This window comes from Sphingobacterium prati, assembly GCF_013167215.1.
GTDB lineage: Bacteria > Bacteroidota > Bacteroidia > Sphingobacteriales > Sphingobacteriaceae > Sphingobacterium > Sphingobacterium prati.
Map to the genome: position 1 here is coordinate 19,913 of NZ_JABJWY010000033.1, position 19,802 is coordinate 39,714.

Sequence of the window (19,802 nt, forward strand, 5' to 3'; positions counted from 1 at the left end):
ATTTAAGCGCCGTTATATTGGTTGTCATAATAATGCTGATAATCACCGGAAGTCACATGATCCAGCCATTCCTGATTGGACAAAAACCAATCTATTGTCAGCGATAATCCCTCTTCAAATGTCACCAATGGTCTCCAGCCCAGCTCAGTATTTATTTTACTTGCATCAATCGCGTAGCGTAAATCATGACCGGGACGATCTTTGACAAAAGTAATCAGGGAAGCAGCTGTACCATCCTCCCTGCCTAATTTAGCATCCATCTGTCGGCAAAGTTCTTTGATCAAGTCAATATTCTGCCATTCATTAAAGCCACCTATATTGTAAGAATCACCATTTTTACCTTCATGAAAAACCAAGTCTATCGCTTTTGCATGATCGATCACAAAAAGCCAGTCCCGGGTATATTTTCCGTCACCATACACCGGCAATGGTTTATTATTTAAAATATTGTGAATACACAGTGGAATCAGCTTCTCAGGAAAATGATTGGGGCCGTAATTATTGGAACAATTGGTTAAGACAATCGGTAAGCCATAGGTATCGTGATAGGCCCGTACAAAATGGTCCGAACTTGCCTTGGAGGCCGAGTAGGGTGAATGCGGATCATATTTGGTATCCTCTGTAAAAAAGCCAGATTCGCCCAAGGCACCAAATACCTCATCCGTAGAAACATGGTGAAAACGTTTTCCCTCTAAATTATCCTTCCAGATTGCCCGGGCGGCATTTAACAAGTTTACGGTTCCAATTACATTGGTCAGGACAAATGCTGAAGGGTCTGCAATGGAACGGTCTACATGCGATTCCGCGGCTAAATGAATGATCCCGTCAGGTTGATATTGTTCGAATACCGAAGTTATCGCCGCCTGATCGGTAATATCCGCTTTGACAAAGCTGTAATTTGGACGATCCTCGATATCTTTCAAATTTTCAAGGTTGCCCGCATACGTCAGGGCATCCAGATTAATAACCTGATAATGCGGATATTTAGTAACAAACTCACGAACGACATGGGATCCAATAAACCCAGCCCCGCCAGTGATTAAGATTTTTTTATTCATATAATGTGCTTTTGACGGAAACCTTTTGCGTTAATCAGTCTAAATTATTTACTAAGAATTCGCTAAAATTAGCTTGATTTTTGCGAATTGGCAAGTTTTAAACGATGGAGAATGCATAATAAACGCAAAAATCCCATCAAGGGACTTTTGCGAAATAAATAGGGGTAAATTTTTGAGCCCCTTAAGCCTTTTTGACGATTGAATAAACAGGGACCTCGTCTACAAATTCCTGTTCGATCGCGTTGTCCAATGTCTCGTATTCCGAATTCTGAGATTTAAACTCCGGAACGATCCGTTTCATCGCAGCAACCAGGTCCATAAAATTGGGCAAATGCTGATCAGCATCTACAATTTGTTGACAGACAGCATTGATTCGCTCCGCTTTTAGGATCAAATCATCATGTCTTACTTTTGCGATCATGATTTTCGGATGATGCGTTTTGACGGTATTCTCGTTATTCGCCAACAGTTCCTCGTAGATCTTTTCGCCCGGGCGCAGGCCAACAATTTTGATATCAATATCTTCCGGATAGCGGTAACCTTTCAATTTGATCATCCGTTTTGCCAGGTCCATTATTTTAACCGACTTGCCCATATCGAAGACAAAAATCTCGCCGCCTTTCCCCATGACGCCGGCTTCCTGCACCAGCTGGCAAGCTTCAGGAATCGTCATAAAGAAACGTGTAATTTCAGGATGAGTCAGGGTCAGCGGGCCGCCGTTTGCCATTTGTTTTTCAAAGAGTGGTATGACGGAGCCATTAGAGCCGAGTACATTTCCAAAACGGGTAATGATAAAACTTGTTTCAGACCTACCGCTGCAGCTGCTTACGTAAATTTCAGCCATCCGTTTGGTGGCCCCCATCACATTGGTAGGGTTTACGGCCTTATCTGTCGAAACCATGACCATTTTCTTTGTACCATGCTGTATACAAAGATCGGCGATATTCTTACTTCCAAGCACATTTGTCTGAATGGATTCATACGGATTTGCCTCCATCAATGGCACATGTTTATATGCAGCCGCATGAAATACAAGCTCCGGTTTATACTGTGCAAATATATTCTGCATAAAGGCATAGTTGCGTACATCTCCGACAATACAATGGAGATGATCAGGCTGTGTTGCCTTGATCGACTGTTGGATATCATAGAGTGCAGACTCTGCCTGATCCACCAGAATCAATTTTTTATAATGGCGTCTTGCGATCTGACGGGCCAGTTCCGAACCAATTGAGCCTGCGGCACCGGTAATAAGAACCACTTTGTCCTTCATCTCCTCTTCAATCTCCGGATGGTCCAATTTAATTGGCTTACGACCAAGCAAATCCTCAATTTTTAATGGTCGGATCTCTCGCTTGACACCGGAGTTGAGCAAGATGCGGGCCGAAGGCATAATTTTAAGCTCGAGTCCAATGTTTTGAAACCAGTCAGACACATACTGTAGCCGCTCGGGATCATTATTTTCGACAGCAATAATGACCTGCGTAATTTGACATTTCTCAACAAATTCCTTCGTAATTTCTGTAATATCTCTAATTTTCAATCCCGCAAGCCGCTTGCCGATGCGTGATATCTTGTCCTCTACAAAGGCGACCACTTGGAATTTGATCCTTGGATCCTCCTTTAATAGGGAGAAAGCCACCAGCCCTGGGCGTGAAGCACCAAAGATCAGTACATTTTCGACTTTCCGTGCTGGCAAAAAAAGATACTCGTAGATGGTACGGTACACGACGCGCGCCCCTACCATTGTCACAATCAGGATACAAGCCTGCATGGTCAATATCCCGTATGACAGACGGAGAAAATCCTCTAGGGCTGTTCCTTTATCGACGGTAGCCTTGATAATAAAAGTAAATAGCATCAGCAGCAAATAGGCAGATGCAACAGTTTTAAAGATCTTGATTGTATCCCGTATTCCTGTCTGGCGAACGATACCTTTAAATGTATTGTAAAACAAGAACATAAGTAAATATACCGGCAACACCACTACCAGCTTTTTTAACATTAAAGAAACGTCAAAGACGCCCTTGAAATTATTGATGACATAATTTGAAAACACATAACTTGCAAATACAAACCACATATCGATCAATAGAATGACCCATCGTGGATTATCTTTACGCAAACGCTTTCTTAAATCCAATAGAGATCCCATCATAGCTTTCTTCCCTTTTCTTGTCGTTTATTGTTAATTATGCTGCATCCATATTTATATTGGACACAACAGCTATGGCCTTTTCGCATTTCATATAGAAAAGACCAAGATACTTAAAATTTAACAATGCTTTGTCCATTTAATTTAGATTTAAACAACAATAAGCATTGACTATATTATCAGCATACCATCGTGGACTAAGCAACTATTATACCGAAGTTGTTACAATCATCCATAAAATTTAAAAATTACAAACTCAAAAGTCATTCGATTGTATTATACTTGAATTAAACTTTTACCTGTCCACAGCATCTATTTCCCTTCAACATTAAAACTGGCATATTGTTTGTAAACATTTGGAAAGAAAGTAAATACCATGTACTTGAATTATATATTATGAATTTTTTGACCAATTTATTCAAACATAAAAAGTCATCATCCGTTAGACCTTTGGCGCAATTGGAATTTCTCGAAGTGGATATGCACAACCACCTTTTGCCCGGAATTGACGACGGAAGTAGTTCGGTAAAAAATTCGATCAATTATATTCAAGCATTACAACGGTTGGGGTTGAAGAAGTTTATCTGCACGCCACATATTATGGCCGGTGTACATCCAAATAACAAATCAACTATTGAAGAAGCACAGGTTGCTCTAGTTAAGGGATTAAAAGATAGCGGCAACGAAACCCCTATTTTTGCCGCGGCCGAACACATGATTGATGATGGCCTAAGCGCACTTATCCAACAAGACGAACTTTGTGTAATGCCCGGCGGTTATGTGCTAATCGAGATGTCCTATTTATCCGAATCCAAAGCCCTCTTTCATACTATTTTAGAGATTCAAAATCTCGGATACAAACCAATTCTTGCACATCCTGAACGTTACGGTTATTACCACAATAATTTTAATATCTATAAACAGATTAAGGATGCAGGCTGCCTATTACAACTCAATTTACTTTCCCTAAGTCGGTATTATGGAGTAGATACCAAAGCCATTGCAATGACCTTATTAAAATCAGGCATGTATGATTTTGTAGGAACGGACTTGCATCATGAACGTCATCTTGAAGCACTGCAGAAAATTGTAGAAAAATACCCAATTCGCGAAATGTTAAAGACCTCTCCCATCTTAAACCAAAGTTTGTCAGACTATTTCGACAATAGCAAATCACAGGGAATAGCTGGTTAAAAATAACTTACTGTCCTATTTTGTGTCCAACAAAGGAAAGATGACAGACCGTGAATACAAGAAATTGCATAAAAAACGCATTCCCCAAGCCGGGGAATGCGTTTCCATTAAATTTATGATCCAAATAAAATAGCTTTGATATTCAGCATGCTAGTTTCTTACACAACGGATCTGAAAAGCCTTTTCCTTGCTATCCACGCCCGATGCCGTACTAGGTTTATTGTATCCACCAAATTGCAAACTAACCGCCGTAGACATATCAGCGTCAGTAGAAATATTAGTTGACGTCCAATAAGGAGTTGTTCCACCTATGATTGACGGAAAGAATATGGATGCACTTGGATTAGCAGACATTGCCTGCAAATCGGTAGATCCATAGAAAACCCCTTCCACTCCGTTGTACTTATACTGCCAGTCAGTGGCCGCACCCGATGTCGCAAGCAATATGTTATATTCCGCTTGCGAAGGTGTCCGCCATTCGGCACTGACCAATTTACAAGGGTCTCTCTCTACTTTGTAATCAAGCATATCGTGATAAGTAGGCGCAACACCTGCTCCCTCCGGAGTCAGCCAGTTATAATACCAATTGTTACCTAATTGATTTGGAGCCGCAAAACTATATTTACCATTAGTGTACTGCAAGTTTCCAGGGGCCCAAATATATCCGCCACCATTTATACCACCCAATGGTGCCTTTAGTTTAAATTCCAATACATATTTTACGCCAGGTCTTAAGTTCCAATTACCGCTTGATATCGTTCTAGCTGCACTTCCACCAATAGAAACACCTGATAAAGAAATTTTTCCACTTGTTGTTGCCGCTGTAGCGATGAAAGTAGAATCCGAGTTGATGACAGTTCCATTTGTATTTTTCAAGTTGAATACTACTGGGCTTACGCTACCCTTATGAGTAAGTGCACTAGTCGCCAAATTCACATCTACAGCTGCATTAGAAGGTTCAATTGTTGCACCCGAAATACTGCTCACTGTTCCTATAGCTGAAGCGTCAAACTTCAATGTCACCTGTGTAAACAAGTGCTCTAAGTCAGCGTTCAATATATTCTGGCCATCTTTTACTTCAAAGACCACCTGATCAAGCATAAAGTCCTGATCAGCAGTCAGACCTTCAAAATTCACTTCACTCAATGTTGTACCGACAGCGATTGACGGTAGCGTTTTATTCGAACCCGACGCATAGATTACAAATGTGTATTTTCCTTTTTCAATGGCGAAATCCTGCACAGCATTCCCTTGGGTAAATGATTTAGTCTCTTTGTATCCACCTGCTGCGTCAAAAATTGCCACATAATAAATAGTCCCTTGTTTCAAGGTCTTTTGATCGGTACCTGTGGAAACAGTTGCCGCACGATTTGACGCTTTCAGCCCCGAAGCAGGCGCCAACTCAGCCGTTAAGGTTGCGACCAATGTATATTGATTATCAAAAGGAATCTCTAAAGTTTGCGTCGATGATGCGTACGTACGACCCACCGAAGCCGCTTTAGCAGGGTCAGTCTTTGCGAAAGCTTCACCAATATTCAAACGTACGGTTGTACCTTCAGATATCACAGCTTGTGTGTTATCCTTACTACATGAAGAGACAAATAATAGCAATGCAAGCATAGAAGCCAACCCAGATTTTATTGTAAACATTTTCATAAATGATTGTTTATTACACAAATTAATTAAACTACCTATAATACTACCACTCTACATCCTGACTTTGTGTCTCCGTCTGCCAAGATTCGGTCACCGAACTATTTACGGAACCAGCTGCAACGCTATATTCCAGTTCAACATGTTGCGTGTTCATGCAAGGAGATTCATAAGGTAATCGGCCATTTAGATTAGCCAAGTTTTCTTTGTTCGTTTTCATTTTTTATCTATTTAAAATACTCTAAGGCAATACTAAGTTCGTGTAACTATCACACGTCACATAAAAGACATTATTCAATTGATATAAAGACTTTTATAGCACAATAATATGACACTCCCTTATCAGAAGTTGCACGAAAGTAGAGAATATTTGAAAGGAGCCGAAGTAAATGAGGTGGTGTTTATTTTTCTGTAGCTATAGCACTACAAGTACACCCAAGAGGGATATTTTCGATGACATTCTCATGAAGATTAACACAAATATGGGCGCCAAACATACAACGAGAAGAAGTGACGATTGCTTTTTAATGTTTTTGAAGCGCAGTCAACCTTTTGGCTAAATACATATCATATGACTGGAATTGAAAAAGCTAATTAATTGCTTAAACAATTTAATTACAATATAATACAGAATTGCAAAACGAAAAAACAAACCAAATCAAAAACAGATATATTTTTTTTTAATAAGACAAATACAAAAAATGGTTATTATTTATCAATAAATTGTATATAGAAAACCACCAAAACATTCTACCAAGGATAGAATGGAATATTATTAAGAAATTAGCTATCACCTACACTATTACATCGCAATATAACGAAACATAAAAAACAAAACCTCCTCATCAAAATTGGCTCCTCAAAAACTACCTGTTCAAACATCTTAATTATAAAACAAATAATCATTAAAAAAATCATTAGCAGCTAAAACAAAACCCAAAGAACTTTGTTTAAGCCTAAGACTATTGTAAATAATAGTTTTGTAAAACTGATCAATAATTGCACATATTTTATATTAAAAGACAGCTATACGTTAATTATGAAATAATACAGAAATGAAAAGAAAATACATTTAAATATCAAGCGAATTTTATATAAAAAAATAATTTACAATTTTTTTTTGCACAAGTTGATATTTAGTCGTAATATTACAATTCGAATGGGATAAGTGTAGTTAGCCGAATATAGAAAAGAATATAGACATATATAATTTACATTACATTAACAGAAGTATAACATCAAAGTTGACACAGCGGTAACACAAAATTTTGTCTGTACGCAGAGACAAACAGTTTACCAAAACGTCAATTTTTAAATTTTAACAATGAAGTATTAAATTGTCCATTAAATTTTAAACCCCACGTTCGCAAAGCGTGGAATTATCCAAATAATATTATCATGAATAAGAACGCAAAAAAAATGTACGTTGCTCCGTCCATCAAGGAGAACGTAATCGAGCTTGAGCAAGGCATTGCTGCAGGCTCTCAAGCACAACCAGGCGCGACTCCACAATCAGGCGGCTGGGGAGCTGGAACGGATGAAACCAACAACGGTGAAGGATCTTAGGAAGTATTGTAATTATTAACAACAAGAAAAGCACAAATGAAATTTCTACAAAAAAAGGGAGCTCACTGGGTTGTTGCAATGGCAATACTTGCGCTACCGGCTACGTTAATAACGAGCTGCTCCAAAGATTCGAAAACAGAAATTGTTGACACAAAAAGCGACAAATTAACCATCGCCGTTGGTGGAATTAAAACAAACAACGACGAGGGAGTAAAGCGCATGGGCGTTTCCTCTTCCAATAAAACTGCACAGCCAAAAATTTATTCTTTTTCTGATGTTGACATGGCGGTTTCTACGGATAATACTGTTCCGGTAAAAACTACCAGTGCTAACGCCGCACGAGCAAACGGTACAGCTGCTGATGCTGCGCCTGGCGTTACAGAGAATATGGAACAAGACACTAAATATGTCGTGTACATTTACTCTGGAAGCACATTGGTTGCAGCTAAAGAATTGCAATCTGGCATAGCAGGTACTATTGAAGGACTTGATCCAGCTGGCTCCTACACCTGGGTAGCACTCTCTTACAATTCAAAGGATGATGCACCATCGTTAACCCCTGCTAGCGGAGCAATTTCACTTCCACAAAATAAGGATGTTCTATATGCTTCCGGAACGGTCGATTTAGCAACCAGCTCGAACATTAATATCCTTTTCAATCATGCGTTTTCACGCATTGGCATTGAATTAAACACTATCGGTGTTTTCGGTAATATCACTGGAGAACCGGTTTTATCTGTGTCAGGATTGAATTTAGCAACAGGTAGTATTGATCTACTGACTGGTGCGGTTACTGCAGGTGCAACATTTGCGCCAACACTAAGCTACGCTGATTTTAAAAATGTTGATCCATTGTATAACGATTCTAAAATTGCTTATGTGTATACAGCATCTGTTGCCACACAAAATGCGATTCAAGTAAGTCTAAAAGACTTGGATATTAGCCACGTGGATGGAAGCTTAGCTCGTCGATATTTTACAACGGCTACAAATTTTAATTTCACTGTTTCGCCAGAATTAGGCAAGAGCCATCACCTACTGTTAAATGTGGTCGAATCACCTTTGGTTACTAATTATGGCGGACGCCAAGTAAAATGGGGCCGTTCAAACTTATTTTACAGAGGTAACAATGGCGGAGGACGCAATTATGCTTTTTATGCAAATAATCAGCTAACTGCAAAAGCTAACGGGTATTTCGCATTTGGAAGTGTCGTGCCTGGACAATTTGCAACAACGACGACTAATAATGGAGATCCTTGCGCACTGGTATATCCTGCAGGTCTTTGGAAGCAACCAGCCAAGGCTGATTTCGCTAATATGGTACGCGGAGATATTAAAGCCGATGAACTTACAGGTGCATTAGGAGGGTTGGGCCAAGTAGTTGATGCTACAGGGTTAACCGGACTTGTAAATATCATTACAAATTTGTTGGGCAATGTCACTTCCGTCTTGGTTAATACACAAGCGCCAAATTCATCACTTGCACCAACTTCCCCTTATAACTTTGGGCAATACACACTTGCATCTGGTGCTAACGGTGCTCCAACAGCTGGTAACTCAAACGCTTTCGGTGATGTAAACAGTGCATCGAACAGATTGCGCTTTTATTATAACGGCCAAATCTCTAATGTAAATGTATTGCCTCTACTTGGCAACGGTGGTTTAGCTAATTTAGGCCTTAACGATATTAGTGTAGATATCGCTAATTTCCAAGTTGTTAATCTAAATCTTCCTCTTTTGGATAGTTATGGCAGAACAACTGCATTGTGGACAAATGAACAAGGTGCAAATATCCTTGGTTTAGCTGGCACAGGTACTTGGGCTTACAATGGAAATGCAGGCAGGTCATTCTCTTTGTTGGGATTAGGTTCCAGATTCCACATGGCAAATAACACGGGTGAACTATTAAACGGTGTAAGCGTATTGGGCGCTAATGTATTGAGCACTTCATTTAAAAACGTTCGTTGCGTACGCGCAAACTAAAAATAAACTGATATTTTTCAGTAATACTATTTCTAAGCGGCTAGATTTTATCTAGCCGCTTTTCTATTGTAGCTTATTCCCTACGAATCATTTTTTTCACATTTTTTAACACGATTATCGTCAATTTTCACACGGAAAGTTCCAATTATATTTTCTACTTTTGGAACATCAAGTCATTTTTTTTGCGTTCGACTTGATAATATTATTGGATAAAATGGAACGAAGGCGTTCGTTCCATTATTTTTTTTATTACTGATAATCAATTTGTTAGTACTAAAATCACTCTACCTAATGCCAGTCTCTGTACAATAAGAAGCTGACGATTTTTACCCAAAACACTTCTTAAAACATTGCTGACCAGCATTCAATCGTGGTGATCGTACAACAATTGAGCAGCTGCGCTACAGCATATCATTTATAGAATATTATGGGAAAAGTTAAAGACAATGCACTTGCTACATTGATTTCATCACGGATTACGGAGATTATGAATCAGAGCGGGCTTTCACTCAACGGGCTGGCCAGCTTCTCTGGGTTAACTGCAGGACCGCTTCGCAGCCATTACAATAAGACCCTTACGATCACTGTCGAACATGTTGCAAAAATATGTCAGCCTTTTTCCATCCCTCTTCCAGATTTTTTCAATCCTGAAATAGTACTCGTTATCGATATTGACAACGTTCCGGGCTTAAGCACGTTTAAGGAAACAACTTTCTCCCAAGAACAAAACCATCTATTAAAACATAAAATCGAACCAATCAGTGAATCTGTCAATGAAGATCTGAGACGCCAACGCGAGCTGATCGCCCATGTCGTGTATGCATCCGATTATTTTACTGAGCCCAAAACACTTGAACAGATGGCCGATGATTTCCAGGAAAATTATAATATAAATTTCAGCACCGAAAGGATCTATAGCTTGCTGCGGAAATATGTGGGCGGTGAAGTATTGCAACGCAAGCCTTTGCCAAGACCCAAATGTAAGGGTAGCATAAGCAGAAGACCCTTTTTATATTTTAAGTCAACTGTCGAAACCCAAAATCTATAAAATTTATTTCATCATAACTCGGCAACTGCGCTTTCCCTAAGATCAAGACTCTCCCCTACTATCTAAAACTCAAACGGCAAAAAAACTAACAGCTGACGCGATTCGCAGATCATAACCGAGCGTTATTTGCTAAAAAAATTCATTGCATCCGAAACACGCGAGGAATATGGCCCGTCTGTTTCTTGACAAAATTTCGGAAGTTGGACTCGTCATTAAATCCCATTTCATAGGATATCTGTGAAATAGACAAATTTGTATGTTTAATATACCGTACAGCTTGCTGTACCAAAACAGCTAAAATCATCGATTTTGCCGTTTTTCCAGTCGTTGCCAAACAGGCTTCCGTCAGTCTGCGCGCAGTGACGTGAAGTTGATCTGCATAAAACTGTACATGTGTATATTCTTTACAATATTTATGAACTAAAATCGAAAACTGATTTACCAAACCAATATCGGTAGCGCTCTTCAGTTGTAACTTACTATCAGCAGCAGCCTCATGATACGCATCCAATAAAAGTGATTCCACACAATGATGTGCAACAAGTTCAAATACACGGTCGCTCTGCATACGTGCCCGGCTAAGACGATCCACAATCAACTGGTTAAAAGCATCTTCTCCAAAACTAGCATCACCATACAACAGCGGGAACTCCCCAAAAAACAAGGGTGAATTAATGGTGGCCGCATCCTCAACCGAGCGTTCATAAAATGCAGCAGTAAAACAAATAGCATAGCCTTTACCCGCGTTTGTATTCGAAAGCTCAATGTATCTACCGGGACCTATAAAAATCATTTGGTCGTTCGTTAGATGATATTTTTCTGCGTCAATCCGCACATTAATCGGCTCAAAAGCCTTCATGATTGTGAAAAAATTTTGTTCGTTTTGTTCAATAGTTCGATCCACAAAGTTTCGAAAACTGAACAGTTGGAAGCCAACAGATGTTATATTGCCAAATTTACTGAGAGGTGTCATGCTGAGTTATTGAAATATTCTTTTTAACAATTGAAGGGCTGTTATATTGTCTCCCTTTTTTATCATAGCTGCCAATTACCTGCAACATATATTCAGGATTGCATTTTGAAAATACCTGCACTGCTCCGCTCCGCCTGAAATCATGTATTTCGATCAAACTCTCCGTTGCCGTGTATCCAAATATGTTAATGGTAGGAAACCGGCGGCTTACTTCACCAGCCGCACTTATCCCATTCATAACAGGCATATGTAAATCTAGTATGCAGGCTTGGGGAAGTACTTCACAGGAATCAAGATACTGCAACAATTCATTCCCGTTATTCGCTAAAAATTGCAAATCAAACAGATCGAATTGCTTTGAAAGCAGCGCAATAATTTTCTGTTGCAGTTTGCTGTCATCCGCAAAAACCAATTTTATCTTATTTTCCATGTACGCTTAGTTGCTGTTTGAGTTTGTAGAACACAGTTCTTAATCACTTCAGATCACGAGGGAAGCCGTTTCGCCCCTGTCGATCTATTATTGTTACAATTCTTTTGCATTCTTTTTTTGAGGGACTCTGGAAAAATATTACTCAAACAATTCTCCAATTCGACAAGTATTATGTCAACTTTCGGCTGAATATAATTTTGCTTGACTTTCATTATGTTGGTATTTATTAATTTTCCAAACGTTTTTTTAATAAGCGCTTGAGCTTAAATTATTAGTCTAATTCAGACTAGAAAAAAAATCTTCTCAACTGATTTTCAAATAGATAATTTTTAAACAATTTTGTCCAACGCTCATACAGTTACTAACCGCACCTTTTTTTAATTCTGCAGTGATTTTTAACGCAATCGTTTGCACGCTTTTAAAATAAAAATGATATATTTGATTAAGTGGAATTGTAGTCTGAATTAGACTAATTCGCGTATACTATTATCTTTATACTCAGATAATACTAAAAAGTATAAGCGATGACATTCAATTTTACCTTATTGAGTATGGGGTCAACTTCCTTAATAGCCCTAAAATTTATTGATGAACAACAAAAAGAGTTCACTATAAAAACCTCATTAAAGATCAATCCTGGCAAATGGAATACAGATAAACAGCGTCCAGAAAACATTTACCTAAAAATCTTTAAAAAGCTTAATGCGAAATTAGATTCCATCAAAATCGGCGTATCAAATTACCTAAAGGAGGTCGCCTCTAAACAACGTAAATTCTCCCTAAATGTTTTAACCCGGCTTATAAAAAAATGCTGTATTTTAAGCGAAAAACTATTTGCAGAAGGAAGCCTACTGGAAGCTACTCATAATTTTATTCAAAGCCGTCTACACCTCATATCCGGCAATACACATAGGCGCTACAACGTCTTTTTTAGCATGTTAAGACGTTTTGAAGGTTTTCAGCAAAAACACCTGATGATCAATGAAGTCAATAGCAACTTTGTGAAAGACTTCATTAAATTTGGAGAGCTAGAGGCTTATAGCAGTAGCACAATCTATCGCACTATTTATTTTGTCCGGACAATCCTTAACTTTTTAGAAAAGAGAGGAATACGCACATTCGTCTATGAACTTGAACTCCCTAAAGTAAAAAAACATAACCGTGTCATTAGTCTCACGGAGGATGAGCTCATCCGTATCAAAGAAACCGAAGTTCCATCACAACTGAAAGCGGCCAAAGACTGGTTGGTCATTAGCTGTTACACAGGCCAACGGGTTTCGGATTTTATGAATTTCAACCTCGATATGATGGAAATTCTCGATGGAAAACCCTGTCTATCATTTACACAGCAGAAAACGCAAAAGACAATTTTGCTTCCCCTCCATCCGACAGCTATACATATCATGTCGGATAATGGGAACAATTTTCCATCAAAACTTTCGGCCCAAAAATATAACGAACAGATTAAAGAGATAGCCCGTTTGGCTGGCATCAATAGCCTGATAAAAGTGCGCACAAGAACCGGTTTTAGATCGACCGAAAAACTCATCCAAAAATGGGAGGCTATTACCAGCCACATTGGCCGACGTAGTTTTGCTTCGAATTTTTATGGAAAAATACCCACGCCATTGCTTATGCAAGCAACTGGACATAGTACCGAACTTATGTTTCAACGTTATATCAGCAATACGGATACCGAACGCACCCGTTCGTTGGGGGCTTATCTTGATGAGGTTTACAAGAGTAAGTTTTTAGTCAAAAAAAAATGCTGATCACATTCACACAGCAAGAATTAAAAAAGCTATTTTAGGTAAAAAATACCGTTTTGCTTTTTCATAATTAGGAAGCATAATAAATCACTTTCTAAAAACAAGTTGCAAAAACAATTAAAACACATTGTAGTAATAAAATGCGTTCTACGGCCAATGATCATACTGCGGAACTTAGCACATTTACAACTGGTAAATCAAACGAAAAAATGAACTTATTGAATTTTCTTTTATCCCAACCGGAAACCCAATAGCCATACCGATAGCCAACTTATCGGTTAAGCCCAATTTCACCTGGGGACGAAGTGTTGTTTCCAGCCCCCCAGAGGCAATTTCCTGGTTGATTTCTAATCCTATAAAATGGTCGGTCTGTGGCAAGGTATAATGAAAGGAGGTATTGATCTGCCAATTCACTTCCGTTTTATGCGATTTATACCGATAGGCGATTTCTGGGCCGGAATAAATTAAGGTATGCCAGTTGCTATGCCAACTTTTTGCAGCCACGAAAAAAGGATTAAATGCTGTACCCCCTGCTACAAAATTAAAAATCTGCGTATAACCGACCGCTAAAGTTGTTGCATGTTTCTTGGACACAAAAAAGGAATACTGCGATGATAACCTCAACCGTTCGATCTCATTGCCGGAGGAAACATTGGCCATTTGACTTTTTGAATAAGCAAAGTCTGTTTCCACTTCCAAGCCCAGACGATCTATCGGCGCAAACTCATATTCCAATAAATAGCCGTATTCATCCATGTTCGGCATTTTTTTTATATCTGCTCCGATGTTAAACTCCTTTTCACCCTTCCTGGCCCCCAAGTCACGAACGAGATCATTATACAATGGTTCGGCATGGTGCACCTTATCCGGCAAGGGTTTAATTTCCTGCGCATTGACTGCATCTGTAAGAAATAAAATTCCAATCAATAAAAATATTCCAAATAGTCGTTTCGCGTGATTTTCATAGCTCATACGACAAATCACCTACACAATTATGGAAACATTTGGGAATTTCTAGGCAGTAGTCTTCTAAATTTTTAGCCTAGCTCGCAAGAGTGGGTTGAGTGCATCTTTATGCAGCATCAACGTAATCGTCTTGTACTTGACAAATTCTTTAGTGACATACATATACCCTCTAAACTCGTTGGCTTTACCCCAGGAATTTTTAGCAAGGTAGTATTCCTTCCCATGCTGATCTTTGGCAAGTCCAACGATATGCATGGCATGATCGTCTGTAGTACTCCAATTGTCGAAAGCTTGTTGCCTTTCCTCGGCCGTAACCTTCTTTTCAGCCGTTGGTCTTACAAACATGGTCTTTCTTTCTTCGTTCGACATGTTGTCAAATGGTTTTTCGGGAACATATGCAATTCCATAAGGCCAGGAGAATCCTTTTTCAGAAACATCCGTGGTCCAGGCGACCGTATACCCATGCTGCAATGCCCGATCAATAATGTCCGGTAGATCTTGCATGGGCACATTATAAAAGCTATCGAATGACCAGTTGTCCGGTACCATCAGCACAAATGGCTTATCATAGGGCTGATCTGTTACAGAAGCAAATCCAATGTAATTCTCCGGGTCAATGCCAATCACCTGATCGGCAAATGTGCGTGCCGTATAGGCTTTGCCCTTAAATTCAAATTCTTCGGGTACTTCCCCAAGATGTGCATCGAGCGTGCTACTGTAGGCTTGTTCCCAGTTGGGCTTTAACGGCCTGGTTTTGACCAGTACCTTGAGCATGGCATTGAGCATGGGGGTCATTTTCTTAAAATCATTGTAAGTTTGATTGCCCCGCAGGCCGGAATAAGCAGACCTGGGCATCGCACCGTACTTACGGAATACATTCAATACATCACGCAATTGTCCCCCTTCACCCATCGTCAGTCCCCCATGGAGGCGTACAAAGTTATGGGCTTTATCCAAATAGGCCTGCCGCGCAGTATACACCTGTGAGAGCTCCACGGGCTCTTTTCCCATCCGGATCATCTCCGACTCCAAAAATGAATTGCCGGTATATGACCAACAGGTATTCGACGCCCCCTGCTGCTTCACCGAAGTACAGCCCAGGTTGATAATAGCTGTAAACACATATTCCGTTTTGATCCGCTTGTACTTATTTTTATGGAGCATCTTGCGTCCATACATCACAAAGATTGCCCCAATAACCAATACAAAAATAATAACGACAAGCCTTTTATATTTTTTCATAATCTCCTATTAACGTCCACCACTGATGATTGCTGTAAACCGGGGCCAAAACTGCTTTGATAAGCTGTAAATCAACAAGCCCAATACAATAATGATAACCGGGCTGGCAAAATATAAAAATAGCAATAGCGCCTCAGATTGTGGGCGAAGTACCTTAAATAAAAATTTGATAACAAAGACTAAAGGTAATCGATGGTATGCGAATATAAAGAAACTGCTATTGGCTAAAAATGCGTTTGTAGCCCATCGTTCTTGGTCTATAAAATGAGCAGATACAGATACTACGGTAACAAGGCCTACAATAATTCCGGCACAGTATAAATCGGCCCACCAGCTTTGACCAAGAAAAAAAAGCTGTGCCACTACGAGCAGGACATATAGCGGTACAACGATCCCTAACATCGGCCGCATACTAATGACAAAATTTTTTGTGTTGATGCTAAAATAAGCCCCCGCGGTGAAAAAAAAGAAAGAGACGGTACTCAGCCCAGGCAAATAAAAAAAAGGATTACATACCCAGAGCAGGCCAAGTATAATGACCGCATACGTGCCTAACTTTTTGATCAGGAAATAGACAACCGGAGAAAAGAGCACCACCACCATCAAGTCACGGATAAACCAAAATGGCGAATTAATGGGCAGGGATTTATTCAAATGTGGGTTAACTTTAGAGGTATCCCAGAAGGACCATAACCAATCCATTAGACTATAATCCAATATTAGTTTATTTCTTCCAGAAACTAGGCTGCCTGATAGAAATGTTTGCGCAAGCAAAAGGAATATGATCACCAAGAGATTCCAGAAAATATAGGGGACCAAAAGCGATCGGACACGATTTTTTAATTTTTGCAAATAAATTTCTGTGGAAAAACCAGCGGTTTTATAAAAAAACAGGAACCCTGAAATAAAAAAGAAAAGTGGTACGCAGACCTCAAAAATAACTTTCGAAAACAAGAAAAAAACAGAAGAGAAAATGGGATAATCCCTAAAGCTGATCTGTTTTGCTCCGGCCATAACAATATCAGAAAAATCAGTATGGATAAATACCACACCCACAATCAGGGGAAAGCGCAAAAAATCAATGGTCATTGACTGCAGCTTATCTTCAGGCATTTTAAAATGATAATCTTTATCCATTAGTTAGATTTACAATATGAATTAGCGCCATTAAATTACACATTTATACGTAAATATCCCACACATTGTTTTTAATCCTACAGAACGATCTCATACATTAAGTTAACTTAACGCTTTAATAACAGGTTTCGAACAATATTTAATGTAGCAAAAGCGTTACATATTAACTAAACCAGCGAAAAAAATGAAACAATTATCAGTACAGCAGTGTTTAAACTACAGCAACAAATATTAACACAAGATTAATATAAAGTGCTTCATTCATTTATAAAAAAGATCATCCCAGACCAGTACTAAAAATGAGCTCAATCATTCCGTATATTTTTTCCCTCACTATTGTACTATCCCCTTTACTCGTTTCGGCACAGCAAACATTTTTAAGCGGTACTATCCGCGATGCCATGACCGGAAAGCCACTGAACGGAGCCATTATTAAAAGGGCTAAGGACAGCATCGGTACGACCACCAACCCACAGGGACATTATCACATCATGTTGCCCAAGGGCGTTCAGCAGTTAACGGTCAGTTACATCGGCTATCAGCAACAGACCGTTACGATAGAATTGCAGCAAGACCTTGCTAAGGACTTTGCATTAAAGCCCTTAGCCAACCGAATAGATGAGGTGGTTGTATCGGCCAAAGAAAAGGGCGAAGCCATCGACGACCCGCAGATGAGTACAGTTCATCTCAACATGAAAGATATTAAGGATGTCCCCGTACTTTTTGGAGAGAAAGACCTCGTCAAGACCATACAGCTATTACCAGGTGTACAAAGTGGTGGCGAAGGGTCTACCAGTTTCCATGTACGTGGTGGAGACGGCGGGCAAAATTTAATCTTGCTGGATCAGGCCACCGTATATAATGCCTCACATCTGCTTGGTTTTTTCTCCACCTTTAATTCCGATGCTATTAAGGATGTACAACTCTACAAGGGCGGTATACCAGCACAGTTTGGTGGACGCATATCTTCTGTATTAGACATTTCCATGTTGGATGGCAACAAAGAACGTTTTTCCGGTGAGGGTGGACTAGGGATTATTGCTTCCCGGCTCAAACTTGAGGGGCCAATTGCACAAGATAAGAGCTCCTTTCTATTCAGTGCTCGCCGCTCCTATGCGGATTCGTTTTTAAAACTGGCCAAAAGTAAAGATATGGACAACAATAGCCTGTATTTCTATGATTTGAATGCCAAGCTCAGTTTTAATCTGGGCAAGAAAACCAACCTCTACTTATCGGGCTATCATGGCAAAGACAAGTTAAAGTATAGCGACCTATTTAATATCGCTTGGGGCAATACCACGGCAACGGCACGGTTGCACCACCAATTCAGTGAAAAAATATCCAGCAACACTTCCCTTATTTACAGTGGTTTCCATTATCAGGCAGGTGTCTCCAGCGAACAGATCGATTTCCAGGTCGCGTCCAAAATCCGCAATGTCAATGCCAAGCAGGATTTTTCCTACTATGCGAATGCCAATAATACCATCCGACTGGGCATAGGCGCCTTGGCACAAGCTATCCGCCCAGCCAATCTTTCTTCCGATGAAAATCAGTCCGTCAATCCGACAGCGATTGAAAGTCAGCGTGGTGTCGATCTAGGCGGCTATGTATCCCATGAATGGAAGCCTACCGCAGGCCTTTCTATACACTATGGCATTCATGTCCATGATTTTATGGTCCTGGGCAAACGGACTTTCTATCAGTTTGACAAGAATGGCAACCCTATTTCCGAAAAACGGGATAACAGCCAGATTGCTAAACATTACATTAATTTAGAACCGCGCCTGTCTGCCAGTCTGATGCTTGATGAACGTAGCAGTCTTAAAGTCTCTTACAACCGCATCGTGCAGAACCTCCACCAGCTGACCAATACCACGGCAAGCCTTCCTACTGATCAGTATGTACTGAGTAGTCTCAACATTAAACCACAACGTGTGGACCAAGCTGTCTTAGGCTATTTTCGTACTTCCACCAATAAACAATATGACTTTTCGGTCGAGGCCTATTATAAACGCCTGGGCAATCAAATTGATGTGCGCAATGGCGCCACCTTGCAGGCCAATGCCCACTTTGAGGGAGAGCTGCTCTATGGCATCGGCCGGGCGTATGGACTGGAAGGCTACCTCCGCAAAAATAGCGGCCGCCTCAAGGGCTGGATCAGCTATACCCTATCCAAAAGCCGACGTAAGTTTAACGGCATCAACGAAGGGAAATGGTTCAATGCACGTCAGGACCGTACGCACGATCTTGCCATTGTAGCCAATTACGCACTGTCAAAAAGCTGGACACTCAGCGGCACATTTGTATTTAATACCGGAAATGCTGTTACCTTTCCAAGCGGGAAATACCTTGTCAATGGCAAATCAGTGTTTTACTATACTGAGCGAAATGGTTACCGCATGCCAGACTATCACCGCTTGGATTTATCAGCAACATATGACCCACATAAGACCAGCAAACGTTTTCATTCAAGCTGGACAATTGGCGTATACAATGCTTACAACCGCAAAAATGCCTATACCATTGACTTTCGGGAGAACGAGCACAATCCGAATCTGACCGAAGCTTACAAGATTGTATTATTCGGGATTATTCCCTCCGTCACCTGGAACTTTAAATTTTAAACAG

The 19,802-nt window shown here is 40.0% G+C and carries 15 protein-coding genes; 6 read left to right on the forward strand and 9 right to left on the reverse strand.

Annotation, left to right across the window (positions count from 1 at the left end; translation table 11 throughout):
* Nucleotides 1–2: 2 nt before the first annotated feature.
* Nucleotides 3–1,058, reverse strand: coding sequence for a dTDP-glucose 4,6-dehydratase (rfbB, locus tag HPC41_RS09755; RefSeq protein ID WP_172393835.1), 1,056 nt, complete (start codon nt 1,056–1,058; stop codon nt 3–5).
* Nucleotides 1,059–1,239: 181 nt separating this feature from the next.
* Complete coding sequence (locus HPC41_RS09760; protein ID WP_246250563.1) at nt 1,240–3,216, reverse strand: polysaccharide biosynthesis protein; 1,977 nt, start codon at nt 3,214–3,216, stop codon at nt 1,240–1,242.
* Between the two features lie 393 nt (nt 3,217–3,609).
* Here HPC41_RS09760 and HPC41_RS09765 point away from each other — a divergent pair, with 393 nt between their 5' ends.
* Nucleotides 3,610–4,407: a tyrosine-protein phosphatase gene (locus tag HPC41_RS09765; RefSeq protein WP_172393836.1), complete on the forward strand. Its 798-nt coding sequence runs from the start codon at nt 3,610–3,612 to the stop codon at nt 4,405–4,407.
* A 150-nt stretch (nt 4,408–4,557) separates the two neighbouring features.
* On the opposite strand, the gene HPC41_RS09770 is transcribed toward HPC41_RS09765, so the two are convergent.
* Complete coding sequence (locus HPC41_RS09770) at nt 4,558–6,063, reverse strand: FimB/Mfa2 family fimbrial subunit (RefSeq protein ID WP_172393837.1); 1,506 nt, start codon at nt 6,061–6,063, stop codon at nt 4,558–4,560.
* A gap of 43 nt (nt 6,064–6,106) precedes the next feature.
* Nucleotides 6,107–6,280, reverse strand: a complete 174-nt coding sequence (locus HPC41_RS09775; protein WP_172393838.1) for a hypothetical protein — start codon at nt 6,278–6,280, stop codon at nt 6,107–6,109.
* 1,199 nt (nt 6,281–7,479) lie between these two features.
* Here HPC41_RS09775 and HPC41_RS09780 point away from each other — a divergent pair.
* From HPC41_RS09780 to HPC41_RS09790, 3 genes are all read left to right on the forward strand, one after another.
* On the forward strand, nt 7,480–7,626 hold the full coding sequence (locus tag HPC41_RS09780; RefSeq protein WP_172393839.1) for a hypothetical protein: 147 nt from the start codon (nt 7,480–7,482) through the stop codon (nt 7,624–7,626).
* A gap of 36 nt (nt 7,627–7,662) precedes the next feature.
* Nucleotides 7,663–9,609 (forward strand): fimbrillin family protein, encoded by a 1,947-nt coding sequence (locus tag HPC41_RS09785; RefSeq protein WP_172393840.1) that lies wholly within the window; start codon nt 7,663–7,665, stop codon nt 9,607–9,609.
* A gap of 427 nt (nt 9,610–10,036) precedes the next feature.
* On the forward strand, nt 10,037–10,657 hold the full coding sequence (locus tag HPC41_RS09790) for a helix-turn-helix domain-containing protein (RefSeq protein WP_172393841.1): 621 nt from the start codon (nt 10,037–10,039) through the stop codon (nt 10,655–10,657).
* A 139-nt stretch (nt 10,658–10,796) separates the two neighbouring features.
* On the opposite strand, the gene HPC41_RS09795 is transcribed toward HPC41_RS09790, so the two are convergent.
* Both HPC41_RS09795 and HPC41_RS09800 read right to left on the reverse strand, forming a co-directional pair.
* Nucleotides 10,797–11,516, reverse strand: coding sequence for a helix-turn-helix domain-containing protein (locus tag HPC41_RS09795; RefSeq protein WP_172393842.1), 720 nt, complete (start codon nt 11,514–11,516; stop codon nt 10,797–10,799).
* 97 nt (nt 11,517–11,613) lie between these two features.
* Nucleotides 11,614–12,060 (reverse strand): response regulator, encoded by a 447-nt coding sequence (locus HPC41_RS09800; protein WP_172393843.1) that lies wholly within the window; start codon nt 12,058–12,060, stop codon nt 11,614–11,616.
* 524 nt (nt 12,061–12,584) lie between these two features.
* Here HPC41_RS09800 and HPC41_RS09805 point away from each other — a divergent pair.
* Nucleotides 12,585–13,832: a tyrosine-type recombinase/integrase gene (locus HPC41_RS09805; protein WP_172393844.1), complete on the forward strand. Its 1,248-nt coding sequence runs from the start codon at nt 12,585–12,587 to the stop codon at nt 13,830–13,832.
* Between the two features lie 180 nt (nt 13,833–14,012).
* Here the strand turns inward: HPC41_RS09805 and HPC41_RS09810 are convergent, their stop codons facing one another.
* The 3 genes from HPC41_RS09810 to HPC41_RS09820 are packed head-to-tail and all read right to left on the reverse strand — an operon-like array spanning nt 14,013 to nt 17,174.
* Nucleotides 14,013–14,801, reverse strand: coding sequence for an HAEPLYID family protein (locus HPC41_RS09810; protein WP_172393845.1), 789 nt, complete (start codon nt 14,799–14,801; stop codon nt 14,013–14,015).
* A 57-nt stretch (nt 14,802–14,858) separates the two neighbouring features.
* The gene (locus HPC41_RS09815) at nt 14,859–16,037 is read right to left on the reverse strand and encodes a C1 family peptidase (protein WP_172393846.1); all 1,179 of its coding nucleotides are present in this window, start codon (nt 16,035–16,037) and stop codon (nt 14,859–14,861) included.
* 9 nt (nt 16,038–16,046) lie between these two features.
* The gene (locus tag HPC41_RS09820) at nt 16,047–17,174 is read right to left on the reverse strand and encodes an acyltransferase family protein (protein WP_216660721.1); all 1,128 of its coding nucleotides are present in this window, start codon (nt 17,172–17,174) and stop codon (nt 16,047–16,049) included.
* A 299-nt stretch (nt 17,175–17,473) separates the two neighbouring features.
* Here HPC41_RS09820 and HPC41_RS09825 point away from each other — a divergent pair, with 299 nt between their 5' ends.
* On the forward strand, nt 17,474–19,798 hold the full coding sequence (locus tag HPC41_RS09825) for a TonB-dependent receptor (RefSeq protein WP_172393847.1): 2,325 nt from the start codon (nt 17,474–17,476) through the stop codon (nt 19,796–19,798).
* Nucleotides 19,799–19,802 lie beyond the last annotated feature (4 nt).

What these genes read in the sequence shown, in the direction of transcription:
- HPC41_RS09765 (WP_172393836.1), top strand. Translation starts at nt 3,610, where the DNA reads ATGAATTTTTTGACCAATTTATTCAAACATAAAAAGTCATCATCCGTT.
- HPC41_RS09760 (WP_246250563.1), bottom strand. Translation starts at nt 3,216, where the DNA reads ATGATGGGATCTCTATTGGATTTAAGAAAGCGTTTGCGTAAAGATAAT.
- HPC41_RS09820 (WP_216660721.1), bottom strand. Translation starts at nt 17,174, where the DNA reads ATGGATAAAGATTATCATTTTAAAATGCCTGAAGATAAGCTGCAGTCA.
- HPC41_RS09780 (WP_172393839.1), top strand. Translation starts at nt 7,480, where the DNA reads ATGTACGTTGCTCCGTCCATCAAGGAGAACGTAATCGAGCTTGAGCAA.
- rfbB (WP_172393835.1), bottom strand. Translation starts at nt 1,058, where the DNA reads ATGAATAAAAAAATCTTAATCACTGGCGGGGCTGGGTTTATTGGATCC.
- HPC41_RS09770 (WP_172393837.1), bottom strand. Translation starts at nt 6,063, where the DNA reads ATGAAAATGTTTACAATAAAATCTGGGTTGGCTTCTATGCTTGCATTG.
- HPC41_RS09805 (WP_172393844.1), top strand. Translation starts at nt 12,585, where the DNA reads ATGACATTCAATTTTACCTTATTGAGTATGGGGTCAACTTCCTTAATA.
- HPC41_RS09795 (WP_172393842.1), bottom strand. Translation starts at nt 11,516, where the DNA reads ATGAAGGCTTTTGAGCCGATTAATGTGCGGATTGACGCAGAAAAATAT.
- HPC41_RS09815 (WP_172393846.1), bottom strand. Translation starts at nt 16,037, where the DNA reads ATGAAAAAATATAAAAGGCTTGTCGTTATTATTTTTGTATTGGTTATT.
- HPC41_RS09775 (WP_172393838.1), bottom strand. Translation starts at nt 6,280, where the DNA reads ATGAAAACGAACAAAGAAAACTTGGCTAATCTAAATGGCCGATTACCT.
- HPC41_RS09825 (WP_172393847.1), top strand. Translation starts at nt 17,474, where the DNA reads ATGAGCTCAATCATTCCGTATATTTTTTCCCTCACTATTGTACTATCC.
- HPC41_RS09790 (WP_172393841.1), top strand. Translation starts at nt 10,037, where the DNA reads ATGGGAAAAGTTAAAGACAATGCACTTGCTACATTGATTTCATCACGG.
- HPC41_RS09800 (WP_172393843.1), bottom strand. Translation starts at nt 12,060, where the DNA reads ATGGAAAATAAGATAAAATTGGTTTTTGCGGATGACAGCAAACTGCAA.
- HPC41_RS09810 (WP_172393845.1), bottom strand. Translation starts at nt 14,801, where the DNA reads ATGAGCTATGAAAATCACGCGAAACGACTATTTGGAATATTTTTATTG.
- HPC41_RS09785 (WP_172393840.1), top strand. Translation starts at nt 7,663, where the DNA reads ATGAAATTTCTACAAAAAAAGGGAGCTCACTGGGTTGTTGCAATGGCA.